This window comes from Campylobacter hepaticus (assembly GCF_001687475.2).
Lineage (GTDB): Bacteria > Campylobacterota > Campylobacteria > Campylobacterales > Campylobacteraceae > Campylobacter_D > Campylobacter_D hepaticus.
In genome coordinates, this window is the sequence record NZ_CP031611.1 from 1,258,965 (window position 1) to 1,278,257 (window position 19,293).

Consider the following 19,293-nt stretch of genomic DNA (forward strand, 5'->3'; position numbering starts at 1 on the left):
GGTATTAATTGTAGGTGTCCCTATAAATTGAGCGACTTTTAAATGATTGGGATTATTATACATTTCATCAGGACTTCCAACTTGCAAAAGTTCACCATCTACTAAAAAAGCTATTCTATCACTCATAGTCATAGCTTCACTTTGATCGTGGGTAACATATATAAAAGTTTTATTTAATTCCTTGTGTATAGCACTAAGTTCAGCTCTTGTGTGTATGCGTAATTTAGCATCTAGATTAGATAAAGGTTCATCCATTAAAAATATGCTCGGTTTTCTTATAATAGCCCTACCTAAAGCAACTCTTTGACATTGCCCTCCAGAAAGCTGTTTGGGTTTTTTATCTAAAATATGTGAGATTTTGAGTTTTTTTGCCACGTGTTCAATTTTTTCTTCTAAATGCATTTTGAAATTTTTATAAGATTTAACATATAAAGATGCAAAAGGAAGTTTATGCATCAATTTAGCCCTAGCTTTTATAGGCATGGCAAGATTTTCTTTTACGCTTAAATGCGGATATAGGGCATAGTTTTGAAAAACCATGGAAAAATTTCTATCTTTTGGACTTTGTTTGCTTATATCTTGATTGTTAAGATTTAAAATTTCCCCCTTGCTTGGTTCTTCAAGACCTGCTATAATTCTAAGAAGAGTTGATTTACCGCTTCCACTTTCTCCAACTAGGGTTAAAAATTCACCTTCTTTGATATTTAGATTGATGTTTTTTAAGATTTCATGATTTCCAAATTTTTTATTAAGATTTTTAATTTTTAACATATTTAAGCTCCTATATTTTTAAAAATTAAATCATAAGTTGGAAACTTTTTGGAAACACATTATGGTATTAAAAAACTATTTTTCTATGCTTTTATTAACCTTCCTTTAAAACAAAATTACTTATTATTGCTTATTTACTTTATGTATTTTATCTTACTTTTAAGATGAAACATTTTATATAAATTGATTCATTTAAGTTTGTGTTTGAATAATTTATTAAACACTAAAAATCAATATCTAGTTTTTATAATATTTTAGTTTTTACAATTTTTGTATTTTTTTAAAATAAAGGATAATATTTTATGAAAAAATTATATTTAAAGTCTAGTGTATACAACACGGGGGGGGTAATGGCTTCTTCCAAAAAACTTATTTTATCTTTAGCTACTATTTCTTGTTTAAGCTCTTTAGCCCTAGCTCAAATTTATGAAGGTTACACTCATATTAATTCTCATCAAACAAATTCAAAAACCATAAGTTCTGGTAAAGGTCAAGACAAATCTGGTCTTATTTGGATAGAAAAAATGGCCAATATAAGAGTTAATAACTCACCAGCTATAAATATTGAAAAAGATGCTAATATTTACCTTTTTTATAATCAAGGAATCATTCAAGCTCAAGGAAATTATTCTAGTATACAAATAGGAATGGATAATGAATTAAATAATGCCACAATAAAGTACTTTTATAATGCAGGAGCTATAGGAGGAAGTAAATTTGGTCTTGCTCTTTATGATAAATTCCCAAAACAAGCTACAATACATCTTTTTACTAATGAAGGTGTATTACAAGGAAATGAAGCAGGAATATTGATTAGAATTAATATAGATACTTTTAATAATGAACAATATATTTATGCTTCTACCAATAACGGTATATGGATAGCACCTAATGTAAATATTAATCATTTTAATAATCAAGGTCTCATATTTGGACAACAAAGAGGTTTAGTTATTAATCAAGCTAATATAGATACTTTTAATAATAAAGGCATTATAGGAGGTGAAAATAATTCAGGTATTAATTTTAAAGATAAAACTAATATAAATACTTTCACCAATGAAGGTCTTATATTTCATAATTCACAATCATCAAATTCAAATGAAAATTATGGAATCTATTTTCAAGGAGAAAATAATGGAAAGATACAATTAGATTCTTTTAAAAACTCAGGTATTATATATGCTTCAAATGGTGATGGTATTTTATTTGAAGGCAAAGATACACAAATAGGAAACTTCATTAATACAGGTATTATTGTAGGTAATCATAGTAATAGTTCTAATAATGCTAGTGTACTTATAGGAAGACCTGATAAAAACCATGGTAATACTACTATAGATCTTTTTTTAAATGAGGGTCTAATAGGAAGTAATATGGCTAAGTATGGGGTTAAGTTTGATAGTGGTAATGATAGCAATGGTGGCAATAACAATCGTCACAAAGCTACAGTCAAACATTTTATCAATACTGCTACCATACAAGCTAAAGACACTGCATTGCATTTAAGTAATACTACTATTACTGATTTCTTAAATATGGATACTATTAAAGCTGAAAATGGCAAAGCCATAGAAACTTTAAAACAAACAAGAATTACTAATTTTATTAATGCTGGGACTATAAAAAGTGAGAGTTCAAGTCAAGAAGCTATTAAGTTTGCACATTCAATTATTGATAATATTCTTAATACAGGAAATATAGAAGGTAAAAAACAAGCTATTATTTTTAATGGTTCAAATGTTAAAAACTTTATCAATAGTGGGACTATTAAGAGTACTAATAACGATCAAAGTAATGCTATAGAAGTAAATGGTAATAGAACTATTAACAATTTCATTAATAGTGGGACTATTTATGGTAATGATACTATTAGATTTAACAAAACAGCAAAAATTAATTATGTTTATAATACAAGTATTATATATGGTGGCAACACAAGTGTACATGTATATGGTGGCAATATTGATCATTTTGTCAATAAAGGCATCATTGCCAATGATAAAACTGTAAATTACGGTGCTGCTATAAAATTAGAAAATGGTGGAACCATAAAACATATAACCAATACAGGTCTTATAGCCTCCAAAAAAGCTGGCATCTCTGTAACTTATGGTAAGTTTGGTACCATTACTTTAGAAGAAGGTAGTATAGTTTATGGAGAACATTTTGGTGTTTGCATAGCACAGTGGCAAAATTTAGATGAACTTATTATAGTTGGAAGCTCTCAAATAGCTAGTGGAATTTATAGTAATCATTATGGAATTTTTTTAGGCACAGGATCTCAAGCTTCTAAAATAGAACTAAAAAATCAAGCTGTAGTTCAAGCAAAACAAAATGCGATTAAATTAGAAAATCAAGCTAATTTAAGCGGACTTAACATTGATAACTCAACAATAAAATCAGGACAAGAAGCTATTTTAAACGCAAAAGGTAAAATAGCAGATATAAATGTAAATAATGGAGCATTAATTCAATCATATTCTAATACAGCTATAAGTAATTTAGGAACTATCGATAAAATAACCATAAGTGGAACAAATACCAAAATTATAGGTGATATTCAAAACAAAGGCACTATAACATCTGGCATAACAATACAAAATGACGCTCAAATACAAGGACAATTAGTCAACGAAGGCACCATAAAAGCTGATGCTAATGGTAAAAGCAGAAAACGCCGCTCCCTTGATGAAAGCCAACAAAGTGATGAAGAAAGCAAAGCAGCTATTCTTATAAAAGAATCAGGACAAATCACTTCAACTAGTGGTAAAGCTGGCATAATAAACAAAGATAAAGGAAAAATAGAAGGTAATATCATAAGCAAAAGTTCAAATACCATTAGCCTAGATAATCAAAATGGTGCCACCATAAGTGGAGGTATAACAAACTCTGGCTCAGGCACCCTAATGCTTAATAACTTTGGCTCTATAGGAACAAATACTGATGGCTATAACATAAGCAATGAAGGAAGTGGTAGTGTTAATATCACTTCTTGGACTATACGTACAGGAAGTAATAATAAACTCCAAACCCTTACAGTAGGAGGAAAAAGTGCTAATTCTGTTATGGTTGGAAACCTTATAGTTGATCAAGGTAATCTTAATATGGATGAACTTAATGATATTAAAAATCTTGTTAAGGGAGTAAGTTTAAATAATATAAAAAAAATAAAAACTAATGGTGGTGGAGAAATGATATTAAACTATGATGCTTTAAGTGGAAAAATCTCTACAGACTTTAATCTTAATGCTTCTATTATAGGAGCAAGCTTTAGATCTTTAAATGCTTCTAGCATTAAAAGAAATGCTTTTGTAGATGGCTTAATGAATAATATGAATTTAAGTTTAACTTTTAATCCTAATCATTTTAATCTTAATACTAATCTTACTTTTAATGAAGATAATTTATATGCTAGTATTAATGATTATATACAAAGTGATATACAAACTTATACTCATGATAATATTAAAGAACATGCCTTAGTTATACTACCTTATTTTTCTTCTCAAAGTGTAGAACTTTCTTTAAATGAAAAAAGTAAAGGACATATTAAAGGTAATATACTTGCTTATTCTACCTTAAAAGAAAGTGGAACTTATAGTTTTTATGCAGGTTATGAAGATACTAAGATGAACTCTTATTATTTTGATGTAAAAAACCGTACTTATTATACAGGTATAAAATATTTTAATACCTTATTTTATACAGACAATAATCAAGAAGTCTATATTAAAGCTCAAGCTAAAGCAGCTTTTATTAAAAATGAGTTCTTAAAGAAAATAGCCAATAATGAAGCTAGTGCTAATCCTAATGCTTATACTTATGGAGGAGGTATAGATTTAGGAATGAATTTTATCTTAGGATCTCATATGCTTACTCCTCAAATAGGTTTAGGTTATGAAGGATCTTATATGCAAGCTTATAGTATAAAAGATATTAAAGGTAGGGCTAGTGTACAAAAAGGAGAAAGAATATATAAAAATATCAATAATCTTTTTTCTACTAAGGCTAGCTTTGCTTATTTTAAAGACTGGTTACCTTATTTAAAGACTTCTATAGAATTAGGAGCTAAACTTTATATGAATACTACTATACATACTAAAGCACGCTTTGGTACTATTAAAGTAGAAGATGAAATAAACTTAGCAAGAATACAAAGATTTGCAAATGCTTCTTTAATACTGCCTTTAAATCAAAGCTTTATTATGAGTATGAATTATAATGCTCAAAATAGTAAAGATGCTACTACTCATACTGCTTATGCTCAATTTAGTTATTTGTGGTAAAAGAATAAGGTATTAAAAGAATAAAGTATAGCTTTAAAAGCTATGCTTTGTTTTTTAATTTTCCTTAAAAAGCTTAGAAGCTAAATGTGTTGCACGACTTTGATCTGTATCTTTTTTTAAAGTTTTGTAAATTTGGCTTACGTATTCTTCTAGAATTTTTTGAGAATTGATACTTTTATCTAAAAGAGGTATTTTTTTGTATTGTGCATTGTTTTTAAGTTCGTAAGCTAAAACATTATCACTAAGTTGTAAACGTAAAAATTGTGCTAATTTAGCCTTACTTCTTTCATCATATATAGGCGTCATTAATTCTAAACGGCGTTCTAAGTTTCTTGGCATCCAGTCTGCACTTGAAATAAAATAATTTGGCGTAGTATGTTTAAAATAAAACACTCTAGCATGTTCTAAGTATTTTCCTATAATACTTCTAACACGTATATTTTTACTGTATTTTTCATCAGGTTTTAAACAACAAATTCCACGTATAATAAGATCAATTTGCACTCCTTGCATACTTGCTTTATAAAGAGCTTGTATGATATCACTATCTACTAAAGAATTCATTTTAGCAATAATTACACCTTCATTTTTCTTACTTGTTTCAATATGTATCATTTCTAAAACTTTTTCTTTGATTTGATTTGGACTCATACAAAGGGTTTGAAGACGTCGGTTTTTACTAAAACTAGATAATATATGAAAGAAACTTGTTGTATCTTTTGCAAATTCGCTTTTACTTGTAAAATAACTTATATCAGTATAAATTTTAGCACTGCTTGCATTGTAATTTCCTGTACTTAAATGCATATAAAATTTAAGTTTATCCCCTTGTTTGCGTATAACTTGAGAAACTTTAGCGTGAACTTTAAAACCTGTAATACCATAAATCACATGTGCCCCAGCATTTTCTAAAGCTTTTGCCCAGTGAAGATTGTTTTCTTCATCAAAACGTGCTTTTAACTCTACCATAACAGTAACTTGTTTTCCATCGCTTGCTGCATCAATTAGTGCTTGGACTATATTAGAGTTTTTTTCTACCCTATAAAGTGTCATCCTTATAGAAATAACTTCAGGATCTTTGCTTGCTTCTTTTATGAATTTATAAACAGGATCAAAACTTTCAAAAGGCTGTATAATGAGTATATCTTCTTTTTCTACTGCATCAAAAATAGATAAATTTTTATCAAAAGGAGGTAGAGTTTTAGGTGTATAAAGAGGATTTAAAAGATGAGTAAAGCTTTTGTTATTTACGATTTGCCAAAGACCAGCAAGATTAAGTAAAATAGAGTACTCATAAACATCTTTATGAAAAATTTTCATGTGAGTATTAAGAAATTCTACGATTTGTTCATCTGCGTTTTGTTGGATTTCTAATCTTACAAAAGCTCCTTTTCTACGAAGTTTTAAACCTTGCTCTAAAATCATCATAAAATCATCTGCTTCCTCTTCTTCTATAACCATATCAGCATTTCTAGTTACTCTAAAAGCAGCTGAAGCAAGAAGTTTATAACCAGGAAAAATTTCTTCTGCATGTTGATGAACTATACTTTCTATAGGTACATAAGTATTAGGATTAACCTCATAAAATCGTGGCAAAACCCTTGGTATTCTAACCATACCAAATTTAACAAGTTCAGGATGGGCTTTATCACAAATTTTTACTGCTAAAGAAAAAGAAAGATTGTTTAAATGTGGAAAAGGATGAGTTGCATCAACAGCTATTGGAACTATGACTGAAAAGATATTGGAAAAAAAATACTCATCGCATTTGCGTTTTAAATTGCAATCTAGTTTTTCATAATGTTTGATAAAAAGATTTTCTTTTTCTAATTGATTTGTGATTTTATTGAAAAAATACTCCACTAATGTTTTTTCTTCATGCAAATATTTTCTTATAGCTTTTAATTGTTGTAAAGGAGTCATTTCATCACTATTGCTTGCATTAACTCCAGCTGAAAAAAGTTGTTTTAAGCCAGCCACACGTATCATGTAAAATTCATCTAAATTAGTACAATATATAGCTATAAATTTAAGTTTCTCTAATAAAGGTAAATCTTTACAACATTGGTCTAAAACACGAGAATTAAAGCGAAGCCACGAAAGTTCACGATTTATAAACATATCAGGACTTGTTTGCATTCATTTATTTCCTTTTCTATCGTTATTTTATCAAAGTATAAAGCAACAGTTTTATTTGTTTTGGTTAATTAAGAGTAAATATATCTTTAAAATTTTATTAAATTTATCTGTGTTAATATTATAAAAAAGTGATTTTTTAAGAAATTTTATATAAGTCTTATTTAGGGTTTAAAAATAAACAGCTAAGGAGGATGATTTTGAAAAAATCTTGGAATCTTTTGAATATTTTTTTATTCTACTTTTTGTCTTTTTTGTGTTAGCTTTTTATACCTTTTACAATGCTAAAGGTTTTTCTTATTTAAGTGATGCAAGTTTATCTTGCAACAATTGTCATATTATGAACGAAGTTTATAATCAATACTTAAGTTCACCACACTCTTATAAAAATGATTTAAAAGTTAGGGCAACTTGTATTGATTGTCATTTGCCACATAGTGTTTTTTCTAAGTGGATAGCAAAAGCATAAAGTGGTTTAGAGCACGCTTATGCTTTTACTTTTAAACTTGATGAACTTCCTACTCATTTAAGTGCAAGTCCAAAAAGTAAAAAAATGATACAAGAAAATTGTATGCGTTGTCATGAAGATTTTGCTAAAACAGCGATCAATCCTACAACAAATCAACATGTAAAAAAATCACTAAATTGTACTTCTTGTCATAAAGATGTTGGACATAAGCATGGATTTTAACTAAGGAGAGAATATGAAAAAAAATATTTTGCGTTTGGGTATTGTTATGGTATTTTTATTTATAGGGGCACTTGTATGGCTTAATCATGATATTAGTTTAAAAAAACAAGATCAAATAAATAAAAACATTCTTCAAGCAAGTGCTGATTTTTCTTTACTTAGTGATGATAATCCTAGTTTTGAAGAATGGGGAAAAGTCTTTCCAGATCACCTTAAAATGTATTTAGAAAATAAAGAAGAACAAGCTCAAGCTACAGAGTTTGGGGGCAATTTGTCTTATTCAAAACTTATTCGTTTTCCTCAATTAAGTCTGTTTTGGGCAGGCTATGCTTTTAGTATAGATTTTAATGAAGAACGCAGGCATTTTTATAGCTTCATAGATCAAATGGACACAGCAAGAAATCATAAAGATTTTCTAAATTCTCATGGAGTTACTTTTCAAGCTCAACCAGCAGCTTGTATGAATTGTCATAGTGGATGGGCTCCATGGCTTATAAAAAATATTGCTAAGGGTGATTTTGTGGCTTTTAATTCTACTAATTATTGGACCATGGTTAAAAATATCCACGATTTAAAAGATGAAACAAAAAATTCTTTAATACATGCACAAGCTCATGGAGGTAAAAAAATGGGTATAACTTGCGCTGATTGTCACAATAGTGGTGATATGGGTTTAAGGATTAGCCGTGTAGCAGCCATTAATGCTTTGCTTGCTAGAGGCTATGAAAAAGATCCTATTTATGGTATTAAAGCTAGTAGAGAAGAAATGAGAACCTTAGTATGCTCACAATGCCATGTTGAATACTATTTTAAACCAACTCAAGAGCAAGTTAATGTAATGGGAGAAAGCATTATGGATGATAGTTCTAAAAAATGGTGGGATGGTACTTATAAAACTTATGATGAGCATGAATTTTGGAGGGATGCTAATAAAGCTAAACAAATACAAACTAAAGGTATCATTTTAACATTTCCTTGGAATGAACGGAAAAAAGACAAGCCTTTTAGAATAGAAATGCTAGATGATTATTATGATAAAATTTATGATATTTTTAGTGCAGATTTTATCCATAAACTAACAAAGGCTCAAATTATTAAAATTCAACATCCAGAAAGTGAACTTTATAGTGGTAGTGTACATGCTGCTAATGGAGTAAGTTGTGCTGATTGTCATATGCCCTATATTAGACAAGGGGCTAAAAAAATTTCTTTGCATAATCTTAGCTCACCTTTAAAAAACATCAATGCTGCTTGCAAAGCTTGCCATCAACAAAGTGAAGAATACTTAAAAGCGCAAGTACATGATATACAAAAATCAATCGCATATAAACAAAGAACTGCTGAATATGCTTTAGCTAGCTTTATTATAGATATTAAAAAATTGCGTGATGAATTAGCCAGCATGGAAAAATTTCAAACTCAAGGAAAAATTGATGATAAAAAAATCAATGAAGAACTTAAAGAAATTTTATCATTACACCGTAAATCTCAAATGAGAGTAGATTTTGTAAATGCAGAAAATTCAACAGGTTTTCATAATCCGCGTGAATCTTCAAGAATACTTTTACAAGCTATAGATATGGCTAAAACAGGACAAATTAAACTTATAGAACTTGCTAATGCTAATAATATTGCTAATTTTAAAACTTCTCATTTAGGTTTTAAAGACATGCAAAAATTAAATCCTGGAGAGCTTTATTATCAATTTGATATGAATGGATATAAGGCAAAACAACGTTATTATATAGATGAAAAAGTTAACATCAAGCCACCAAAAGAACTTTTAGAATATGATAAAAAGCTTACACCTTATGAGTATAAAATACTAGATTAAAAATCATTTTTAAGTCCTATATCTATAGGACTTTTTAAAATTTATACAGATTTATATCAAATTCACATTCACTTCATTTTTATTTTATCAAAATATATAAAATTTTGATAAAATAAAAGTAATAAAATGATAAATAAAAATAAATTATTTAGACAAATCCACATTTATCTTAGTTTGTTTTTCTTACCTTGTGCTCTTATGTTTGCTTTAAGTGGTATAGCATATATTTTTAATATCAATCAAAATGTAGGTTTAAAGGTTGAAAGATTTTATTTAGATCAAAGTGTAGAACCAGGTAAAGAAAGAGAAGCTTTATTAGAGTATTTACAAGTTAATAACTTAAAAATACCTTCTAATACAAATATTATTAAAAGTAAAGACAGGGGCATAACTATAGGAGGGATACACTATAGTGCAAATATTTCTAAAAATGGTAAAAATGAATATTATATTACTTTAAAAACCCGATCTTTTTTAGGAGATATGATCATGTTGCATAAAGATAAAGGAGCTTGGTATTTTTCTGTACTTAGTGTGGCTTTTGGTATAGCTTTGTTGATACTTTATCTTTCAGGATTAATTATCGTTTTCTTTGCAAGTAAAAAAGATAGGATAAAACAATTGATAGTTTTACTAATGGGATTTGCTATAACTTCGTTTTTAGCTTATCTTAGTCTTTGATTTTCTTTATTTTAAGCTAGGAATTATATATTTTTAGTATAATTATAGCTTAGTTTATTAGGACAGATGGGTGAGTGGCTGAAACCACACCCCTGCTAAGGGTGCAGATCTTAACGGGTCTCGAGGGTTCAAATCCCTCTCTGTCCGCCAGTTAAAACTTTTAATTTTTATCTTCATAAAAATTCTAAGTCAATTAAAATTCCTTTTTACTCTTTATATAATCTTTAATCAATTAAGATTTAAATTTAAAATCTTATCATTAAATCTTATAAATAAAGATAAGCTTTAAAGTTTTAAAAGAGTTTTTAAGACTTTTTATTAAAAACTAAATGCTTTATATAAACAAAGCATAGCTTTTAAAGCTATACTTTATTCTTTTAATACCTTATTCTTTTACCACAAATAACTAAATTGAGCATAAGCAGTATGAGTAGTAGCATCTTTACTATTTTGAGCATTATAATTCATACTCATAATAAAGCTTTGATTTAAAGGCAGTATTAAAGAAGCATTTGCAAATCTTTGTATTCTTGCTAAGTTTATTTCATCTTCTACTTTAATAGTACCAAAGCGTGCTTTAGTATGTATAGTAGTATTCATATAAAGTTTAGCTCCTAATTCTATAGAAGTCTTTAAATAAGGTAACCAGTCTTTAAAATAAGCAAAGCTAGCCTTAGTAGAAAAAAGATTATTGATATTTTTATATATTCTTTCTCCTTTTTGTACACTAGCCCTACCTTTAATATCTTTTATACTATAAGCTTGCATATAAGATCCTTCATAACCTAAACCTATTTGAGGAGTAAGCATATGAGATCCTAAGATAAAATTCATTCCTAAATCTATACCTCCTCCATAAGTATAAGCATTAGGATTAGCACTAGCTTCATTATTGGCTATTTTCTTTAAGAACTCATTTTTAATAAAAGCTGCTTTAGCTTGAGCTTTAATATAGACTTCTTGATTATTGTCTGTATAAAATAAGGTATTAAAATATTTTATACCTGTATAATAAGTACGGTTTTTTACATCAAAATAATAAGAGTTCATCTTAGTATCTTCATAACCTGCATAAAAACTATAAGTTCCACTTTCTTTTAAGGTAGAATAAGCAAGTATATTACCTTTAATATGTCCTTTACTTTTTTCATTTAAAGAAAGTTCTACACTTTGAGAAGAAAAATAAGGTAGTATAACTAAGGCATGTTCTTTAATATTATCATGAGTATAAGTTTGTATATCACTTTGTATATAATCATTAATACTAGCATATAAATTATCTTCATTAAAAGTAAGATTAGTATTAAGATTAAAATGATTAGGATTAAAAGTTAAACTTAAATTCATATTATTCATTAAGCCATCTACAAAAGCATTTCTTTTAATGCTAGAAGCATTTAAAGATCTAAAGCTTGCTCCTATAATAGAAGCATTAAGATTAAAGTCTGTAGAGATTTTTCCACTTAAAGCATCATAGTTTAATATCATTTCTCCACCACCATTAGTTTTTATTTTTTTTATATTATTTAAACTTACTCCCTTAACAAGATTTTTAATATCATTAAGTTCATCCATATTAAGATTACCTTGATCAACTATAAGGTTTCCAACCATAACAGAATTAGCACTTTTTCCTCCTACTGTAAGGGTTTGGAGTTTATTATTACTTCCTGTACGTATAGTCCAAGAAGTGATATTAACACTACCACTTCCTTCATTGCTTATGTTATAGCCATCAGTATTTGTTCCTATAGAGCCAAAGTTATTAAGCATTAGGGTGCCTGAGCCAGAGTTTGTTATACCTCCACTTATGGTGGCACCATTTTGATTATCTAGGCTAATGGTATTTGAACTTTTGCTTATGATATTACCTTCTATTTTTCCTTTATCTTTGTTTATTATGCCAGCTTTACCACTAGTTGAAGTGATTTGTCCTGATTCTTTTATAAGAATAGCTGCTTTGCTTTCTTCATCACTTTGTTGGCTTTCATCAAGGGAGCGGCGTTTTCTGCTTTTACCATTAGCATCAGCTTTTATGGTGCCTTCGTTGACTAATTGTCCTTGTATTTGAGCGTCATTTTGTATTGTTATGCCAGATGTTATAGTGCCTTTGTTTTGAATATCACCTATAATTTTGGTATTTGTTCCACTTATGGTTATTTTATCGATAGTTCCTAAATTACTTATAGCTGTATTAGAATATGATTGAATTAATGCTCCATTATTTACATTTATATCTGCTATTTTACCTTTTGCGTTTAAAATAGCTTCTTGTCCTGATTTTATTGTTGAGTTATCAATGTTAAGTCCGCTTAAATTAGCTTGATTTTCTAATTTAATCGCATTTTGTTTTGCTTGAACTACAGCTTGATTTTTTAGTTCTATTTTAGAAGCTTGAGATCCTGTGCCTAAAAAAATTCCATAATGATTACTATAAATTCCACTAGCTATTTGAGAGCTTCCAACTATAATAAGTTCATCTAAATTTTGCCACTGTGCTATGCAAACACCAAAATGTTCTCCATAAACTATACTACCTTCTTCTAAAGTAATGGTACCAAACTTACCATAAGTTACAGAGATGCCAGCTTTTTTGGAGGCTATAAGACCTGTATTGGTTATATGTTTTATGGTTCCACCATTTTCTAATTTTATAGCAGCACCGTAATTTACAGTTTTATCATTGGCAATGATGCCTTTATTGACAAAATGATCAATATTGCCACCATATACATGTACACTTGTGTTGCCACCATATATAATACTTGTATTATAAACATAATTAATTTTTGCTGTTTTGTTAAATCTAATAGTATCATTACCATAAATAGTCCCACTATTAATGAAATTGTTAATAGTTCTATTACCATTTACTTCTATAGCATTACTTTGATCGTTATTAGTACTCTTAATAGTCCCACTATTGATAAAGTTTTTAACATTTGAACCATTAAAAATAATAGCTTGTTTTTTACCTTCTATATTTCCTGTATTAAGAATATTATCAATAATTGAATGTGCAAACTTAATAGCTTCTTGACTTGAACTCTCACTTTTTATAGTCCCAGCATTAATAAAATTAGTAATTCTTGTTTGTTTTAAAGTTTCTATGGCTTTGCCATTTTCAGCTTTAATAGTATCCATATTTAAGAAATCAGTAATAGTAGTATTACTTAAATGCAATGCAGTGTCTTTAGCTTGTATGGTAGCAGTATTGATAAAATGTTTGACTGTAGCTTTGTGACGATTGTTATTGCCACCATTGCTATCATTACCACTATCAAACTTAACCCCATACTTAGCCATATTACTTCCTATTAGACCCTCATTTAAAAAAAGATCTATAGTAGTATTACCATGGTTTTTATCAGGTCTTCCTATAAGTACACTAGCATTATTAGAACTATTACTATGATTACCTACAATAATACCTGTATTAATGAAGTTTCCTATTTGTGTATCTTTGCCTTCAAATAAAATACCATCACCATTTGAAGCATATATAATACCTGAGTTTTTAAAAGAATCTAATTGTATCTTTCCATTATTTTCTCCTTGAAAATAGATTCCATAATTTTCATTTGAATTTGATGATTGTGAATTATGAAATATAAGACCTTCATTGGTGAAAGTATTTATATTAGTTTTATCTTTAAAATTAATACCTGAATTATTTTCACCTCCTATAATGCCTTTATTATTAAAAGTATCTATATTAGCTTGATTAATAACTAAACCTCTTTGTTGTCCAAATATGAGACCTTGATTATTAAAATGATTAATATTTACATTAGGTGCTATCCATATACCGTTATTGGTAGAAGCATAAATATATTGTTCATTATTAAAAGTATCTATATTAATTCTAATCAATATTCCTGCTTCATTTCCTTGTAATACACCTTCATTAGTAAAAAGATGTATTGTAGCTTGTTTTGGGAATTTATCATAAAGAGCAAGACCAAATTTACTTCCTCCTATAGCTCCTGCATTATAAAAGTACTTTATTGTGGCATTATTTAATTCATTATCCATTCCTATTTGTATACTAGAATAATTTCCTTGAGCTTGAATGATTCCTTGATTATAAAAAAGGTAAATATTAGCATCTTTTTCAATATTTATAGCTGGTGAGTTATTAACTCTTATATTGGCCATTTTTTCTATCCAAATAAGACCAGATTTGTCTTGACCTTTACCAGAACTTATGGTTTTTGAATTTGTTTGATGAGAATTAATATGAGTGTAACCTTCATAAATTTGAGCTAGGGCTAAAGAGCTTAAACAAGAAATAGTAGCTAAAGATAAAATAAGTTTTTTGGAAGATGAAAAAGGATTTGTTCTCAATGTCCCTCCTGTTTAAGTGTTTTATTGTAGAATTTCTTTTTAAGAAAATGATTTTAATAAAATAATTTTCTTATATATTTTTATGGATCATTTTTCCTTGGCGTAAATTGCAGGTAATACAAAATACAAAAAAATTACACGAATGATAAGTAATATATCTTTAAAATAAGATTAAACTATTATGAGATTATCATTTTGCTTTTGGGTTAAATGAAAATGGGATTTGAATAAGATTTATATTATTATAACTTCGTTTTCTAGCATGATACCAAATTCTTCAAAAACCTTTTTTCTAGCTAGTTCTATAAGAAAAATGGCATCTTCATAGCTTGCATTTTTTTTGTTGATTAAAAAATTAGCGTGTTGTTGGCTTAACATAGCATCTCCTTTAGTAAAACCTTTAAGTCCTACTGCTTCAATTAAACGCCCTGCAAAATCGTTTTTGGGATTTTTAAAAATAGATCCAAAGTTTGCTCCTTTGGGTTGATTGGTGCGTAAATTTTGTAAGTATTGATCTTTATGCGCATCAAAGCCGAATTTGAGTTTAAATTCTGCCCAAAAAAAAGCTAAGTCTAAAGGACAAAAACGGTAATCAAAATTTATATTTTCTTTAAGAATTTCACCCTTAGAGGTGGCAATTTTAAATAAATTTTGACTGATGCATTCGTCTTTAAGCCCAGCATTCATTTTTAACAAACCCCCTAGTGTTCCAGGAATTTTTTTAAGGTATTCAAAGCCACAAATATTATTTTTTTTAGCAAAATGATAGATGGTGCTTGATTTGGTTTTGCATCCTATGCGAAGATGTATGAAATCTTTGCTTTGATCTAAACATTCTATGAAGTTAAAATTATCTGCTAAGATAGCTATATTTTTAGGTTTAGGGCTTATAAGTAAGTTGTTTGCCCCTCCTATTAAAAAACCTTCAAAATCGCTGATTTTGTCTAAAATTTGTACTTCAAAACAAGTACCTATACGTATAGAAGAGTATTTTTTAAAATCTATAATCATTTGATAAAAGTTGGAATTTGATTAATAATATTTTGAGTAAAATCAATCATTGTTGTAGTCATCCAAGGCATTAAAAAGATCAAAACAATAACAATTAAGATGATTTTAGGAACAAAAGAAAGAGTCATTTCATTAATTTGTGTGGTTGCTTGAAAAATGCTGATTATAAGTCCTGCAACAAGTCCTGCAATAAGCATAGGTAAAGAGAGTAATAAGGTGATTTTAAAAGTTTGCACTCCAAGAGCAACTAAGGTGCTTTCATTCATTTTCATCCTTTTTAAGAATTTCTAGCTTGTTCGTATTCACTAGGGATAAGATAATCTTTTGTATGTATAATTTTATCATAAAATTTATAATCATACCCTAGTTTAAAGAGTGCATCTAGTGCAAGCATTTGTGTTGGACTTAAACTGATAGAGTTTTTGTTTGCGTAAAGATTAAGATAGGTATTTAGTTTTTCTTCATTAACGCGGATGAGTTTTCTTTCTATTAGCATGGGGATTAAAATTTTGCGATTTGAATCAGCAAGTTTGACTGCATTGCTAAGATCTTTTTCTATTTTAATGGCATCATTAAGAGGCAAGGATCGACGTAAAGCCATTCCACCTAAAGGTAGGGGTAGATTTTCTTTAATAAGATCAAGCCATATATCCCAAATTTCGGCTTCTACGCAAAGATTATGGTTAAAATCTAAAATGCTTTCATGGATTAAAACCCCAGCATCAACTTCATCATTTAAAACAGCGTTTTCAATGTCTAAGAAATTTTTATAAATGATTTTAGCTTGAGGATATTTGATGCGAAAGATTAAGGCATTGGTAGTATTTAATCCACTTAAAGCTACTTTAAAATCTTTTTTTAAGTGAGTATTTTTTTTCTTTATTAGTTTTGGACCATAGCCTTGACCAAAACTTATGGCTGTTCTTAAAAGGGCGTATTCTAAAGCAATCAAAGGATAAAGTGCAAAAGAAATAGCTGTAATATCAAATTCATTTTTTAAAGCTAAATCATTTAAGCTTTGTATATCTAATGCTGTGTTTTCATAGTTAAAGTCATTACCAGTCCAACCTAGTTTAATAGCCATATACATGAAAATATCGTCTGCATCAGGAGAATGTGCTAGAGTGATTTTTTTCATTTTGTTTCCTTTAAATCTTTAATTTTATTTTAGCGAAATAAATCGTTATTTAATTTTATTTTTGTTAAAATTCTGGCTAAAAATACTATTATGGAATTTTTAAGGAAAAGTATGGATGATAATAAAAAAAAGTCTTTAGATGCTGCTTTAAAAAGTTTAGATAAAACTTTTGGAAAAGGGACGATTTTAAGATTAGGGGATAAGGAAGTTGAACAAATTGATAGTATAGCAACAGGTTCTCTTGGATTAGATTTAGCTCTTGGGATAGGTGGGGTTCCTAAGGGAAGGATTGTAGAAATTTATGGACCTGAAAGCTCAGGTAAGACGACTTTAACCTTGCATATTATTGCTCAATGTCAAAAAGCAGGAGGAGTGTGTGCTTTTGTAGATGCAGAACATGCGCTTGATGTTAAATATGCTAAGAATTTGGGAGTTAATACAGATGATCTTTATGTTTCTCAGCCTGATTTTGGTGAACAAGCTTTAGAAATAGTAGAAACTTTAGCAAGAAGTGGGGCTATTGATCTTATAGTAGTAGATAGTGTTGCAGCTCTTACTCCAAAAGCTGAGATTGAAGGTGATATGGGAGATCAGCATGTAGGACTTCAAGCAAGATTAATGTCTCAAGCTTTAAGAAAACTTACAGGCATAGTGCATAAAATGAATACTACTGTGGTTTTTATCAATCAAATTCGTATGAAAATCGGTGCTATGGGTTATGGTACACCTGAGACCACTACAGGAGGAAATGCACTTAAGTTTTATGCTTCTGTACGTTTAGATGTGAGAAAAGTGGCTACTTTAAAGCAAAATGAAGAACCTATTGGTAATCGCGTTAAAGTAAAAGTTGTTAAAAACAAAGTTGCACCGCCTTTTAAACAAGCTGAATTTGATGTGATGTTTGGAGAAGGTTTAAGTTGCGAGGGTGAGCTTATAGATTATGGTGTTAAACTTGATATAGTAGATAAAAGTGGAGCATGGTTTTCTTATAAAGATAAAAAATTAGGGCAGGGTAGAGAAAATTCTAAAGCTTTTCTTAAAGAAAATCCAGAAATAGCAGATGAAATCGCACAAGCAATTAAAAATTCTATAGGTATAGAAGGAATGATTAGTGGTGGTGAAGATAGTGAAGAAGGAGAAGAATAATAATGCCAGTCATTCAAAAGCTTAGAGCTTATGAAGTTCTTGATAGTAGGGGAAATCCTACTGTAAAAGTTCAAGTTGTATTAAGTGATGGAAGTTTAGGAGAAGCTATAGTTCCAAGTGGTGCAAGTACAGGTTCTAAGGAAGCTTTAGAACTTCGTGATGAAGATGCAAGATTTGGTGGAAAGGGTGTTTTAAAGGCAGTTTTGAACGTGAATGAAATCATTTGTGATGCTATTTTAGGATTTGATGCTTTTAATCAAAGTAAGCTTGATGATACTTTACGTGAGCTTGATGGGACAAGGTGTTATTCTCGTTTAGGAGCTAATGCTACTTTAGGTGTATCTATGGCAGTAGCACGTGCAGCAGCAAATGCTTTGAAAATACCTTTATATCGTTATTTAGGAGGGGTTAATGCAAGTGTTTTACCTGTTCCTATGTGCAATATCATCAATGGGGGAGCACATGCAAACAATAATGTAGACTTTCAAGAATTTATGATTATACCTTTTGGCTTTACAAGTTTTAAAGAAGCTTTACGTTGTGTTTGTGAGATTTATGCTATTTTGAAAAAAGAACTTGCTTGTTTGGGTCATGGTACTGCTTTGGGTGATGAGGGCGGTTTTGCTCCAAATTTAAAAAACAATACAGAGCCTATTGATCTTTTAATGACTTGTATTAAAAAAGCAGGTTATGAAAAGCAAGTAAAAATTGCTCTTGATGTAGCAAGCAGTGAATTTTTTAAAGATGGAAAATACCATATAGAAGGTACAAGTTTTTCAAGTCAAGATTTGATTAAACATTATAAAGAACTTTGTACTAGGTATCCTATATGTAGTATAGAAGATGGTTTAGCTGAAAATGACTTTGAAGGTTGGATAAAACTTACTGAAGAATTAGGTCATAAAATTCAGCTTGTAGGAGATGATTTGTTTGTCACTAATGAAGATATTTTAAAAGAAGGTATACTGAAAAAAATGGCAAATGCAGTGCTTATAAAACCAAATCAAATTGGAACTCTTACTCAAACTATGAGAACTGTGCGTTTAGCACAAAGAAATAATTATAAATGTGTGATGAGCCATAGAAGTGGCGAAAGTGAAGATGCTTTTATAGCTGATTTTGCTGTAGCTTTGAATACAGGGCAAATTAAAACAGGTGCTTTAGCAAGAGGAGAAAGAACGGCTAAATATAATCGTTTATTAGAAATTGAGCTTGATAATGATGAATTTTTAGGAGAAAAACTCTGAGC

The 19,293-nt window shown here is 29.1% G+C and carries 10 protein-coding genes, 1 tRNA gene and 2 pseudogenes; 7 read left to right on the forward strand and 6 right to left on the reverse strand.

The window, feature by feature from the left end:
• Nucleotides 1-300 precede the first annotated feature (300 nt).
• A pseudogene (locus A2J15_RS07985) lies at nt 301-771 on the reverse strand (ATP-binding cassette domain-containing protein); the annotation flags it as partial.
• A gap of 302 nt (nt 772-1,073) precedes the next feature.
• On the opposite strand from A2J15_RS07985, the gene A2J15_RS06200 reads away from it, so the two are divergent.
• Nucleotides 1,074-5,060, forward strand: coding sequence for an autotransporter outer membrane beta-barrel domain-containing protein (locus tag A2J15_RS06200; RefSeq protein WP_116980505.1), 3,987 nt, complete (start codon nt 1,074-1,076; stop codon nt 5,058-5,060).
• Between the two features lie 54 nt (nt 5,061-5,114).
• Here A2J15_RS06200 and A2J15_RS06205 read toward each other — a convergent pair whose 3' ends face one another.
• A complete protein-coding gene (locus A2J15_RS06205; RefSeq protein WP_066778127.1) occupies nt 5,115-7,199 on the reverse strand; it encodes an RNA degradosome polyphosphate kinase in 2,085 nt (694 codons plus the stop codon).
• Nucleotides 7,200-7,404: 205 nt separating this feature from the next.
• Between A2J15_RS06205 and nrfH the strand changes: the two are divergent.
• From nrfH to A2J15_RS06225, 4 genes and pseudogenes are all read left to right on the forward strand, one after another.
• Nucleotides 7,405-7,887, forward strand: a pseudogene (gene nrfH / locus A2J15_RS06210) (cytochrome c nitrite reductase small subunit).
• Between the two features lie 13 nt (nt 7,888-7,900).
• Nucleotides 7,901-9,721 (forward strand): ammonia-forming cytochrome c nitrite reductase subunit c552, encoded by a 1,821-nt coding sequence (locus A2J15_RS06215; RefSeq protein ID WP_066778130.1) that lies wholly within the window; start codon nt 7,901-7,903, stop codon nt 9,719-9,721.
• Nucleotides 9,722-9,847: 126 nt separating this feature from the next.
• A complete protein-coding gene (locus A2J15_RS06220; protein ID WP_066778131.1) occupies nt 9,848-10,402 on the forward strand; it encodes a hypothetical protein in 555 nt (184 codons plus the stop codon).
• Nucleotides 10,403-10,462: 60 nt separating this feature from the next.
• Nucleotides 10,463-10,552: transfer RNA gene (locus A2J15_RS06225), tRNA-Ser, on the forward strand.
• Nucleotides 10,553-10,795: 243 nt separating this feature from the next.
• On the opposite strand, the gene A2J15_RS06230 is transcribed toward A2J15_RS06225, so the two are convergent.
• From A2J15_RS06230 to A2J15_RS06245, 4 genes are all read right to left on the reverse strand, one after another.
• Nucleotides 10,796-14,749, reverse strand: coding sequence for an autotransporter outer membrane beta-barrel domain-containing protein (locus tag A2J15_RS06230; protein WP_116980506.1), 3,954 nt, complete (start codon nt 14,747-14,749; stop codon nt 10,796-10,798).
• A gap of 234 nt (nt 14,750-14,983) precedes the next feature.
• A complete protein-coding gene (locus tag A2J15_RS06235) occupies nt 14,984-15,760 on the reverse strand; it encodes a UDP-N-acetylmuramate dehydrogenase (protein ID WP_066777423.1) in 777 nt (258 codons plus the stop codon).
• Nucleotides 15,757-16,026: a flagellar biosynthesis protein FliQ gene (fliQ, locus tag A2J15_RS06240; RefSeq protein WP_066777426.1), complete on the reverse strand. Its 270-nt coding sequence runs from the start codon at nt 16,024-16,026 to the stop codon at nt 15,757-15,759. Before fliQ ends, A2J15_RS06235 begins: the two co-directional genes overlap by 4 nt.
• Before the next feature lie 11 nt (nt 16,027-16,037).
• The gene (locus A2J15_RS06245) at nt 16,038-16,898 is read right to left on the reverse strand and encodes a menaquinone biosynthesis family protein (RefSeq protein ID WP_066777431.1); all 861 of its coding nucleotides are present in this window, start codon (nt 16,896-16,898) and stop codon (nt 16,038-16,040) included.
• A 111-nt stretch (nt 16,899-17,009) separates the two neighbouring features.
• On the opposite strand from A2J15_RS06245, the gene recA reads away from it, so the two are divergent.
• The gene (recA, locus tag A2J15_RS06250; RefSeq protein WP_066777435.1) at nt 17,010-18,044 is read left to right on the forward strand and encodes a recombinase RecA; all 1,035 of its coding nucleotides are present in this window, start codon (nt 17,010-17,012) and stop codon (nt 18,042-18,044) included.
• A 2-nt stretch (nt 18,045-18,046) separates the two neighbouring features.
• Complete coding sequence (gene eno, locus A2J15_RS06255; RefSeq protein WP_066777438.1) at nt 18,047-19,291, forward strand: phosphopyruvate hydratase; 1,245 nt, start codon at nt 18,047-18,049, stop codon at nt 19,289-19,291.
• Nucleotides 19,292-19,293 lie beyond the last annotated feature (2 nt).

Coding starts and splice junctions, on each gene's coding strand:
- fliQ (WP_066777426.1), bottom strand. CDS start 16,026: ATGAATGAAAGCACCTTAGTTGCTCTTGGAGTGCAAACTTTTAAAATC.
- A2J15_RS06235 (WP_066777423.1), bottom strand. CDS start 15,760: ATGATTATAGATTTTAAAAAATACTCTTCTATACGTATAGGTACTTGT.
- A2J15_RS06200 (WP_116980505.1), top strand. CDS start 1,074: ATGAAAAAATTATATTTAAAGTCTAGTGTATACAACACGGGGGGGGTA.
- recA (WP_066777435.1), top strand. CDS start 17,010: ATGGATGATAATAAAAAAAAGTCTTTAGATGCTGCTTTAAAAAGTTTA.
- A2J15_RS06215 (WP_066778130.1), top strand. CDS start 7,901: ATGAAAAAAAATATTTTGCGTTTGGGTATTGTTATGGTATTTTTATTT.
- A2J15_RS06220 (WP_066778131.1), top strand. CDS start 9,848: ATGATAAATAAAAATAAATTATTTAGACAAATCCACATTTATCTTAGT.
- A2J15_RS06205 (WP_066778127.1), bottom strand. CDS start 7,199: ATGCAAACAAGTCCTGATATGTTTATAAATCGTGAACTTTCGTGGCTT.
- eno (WP_066777438.1), top strand. CDS start 18,047: ATGCCAGTCATTCAAAAGCTTAGAGCTTATGAAGTTCTTGATAGTAGG.
- A2J15_RS06245 (WP_066777431.1), bottom strand. CDS start 16,898: ATGAAAAAAATCACTCTAGCACATTCTCCTGATGCAGACGATATTTTC.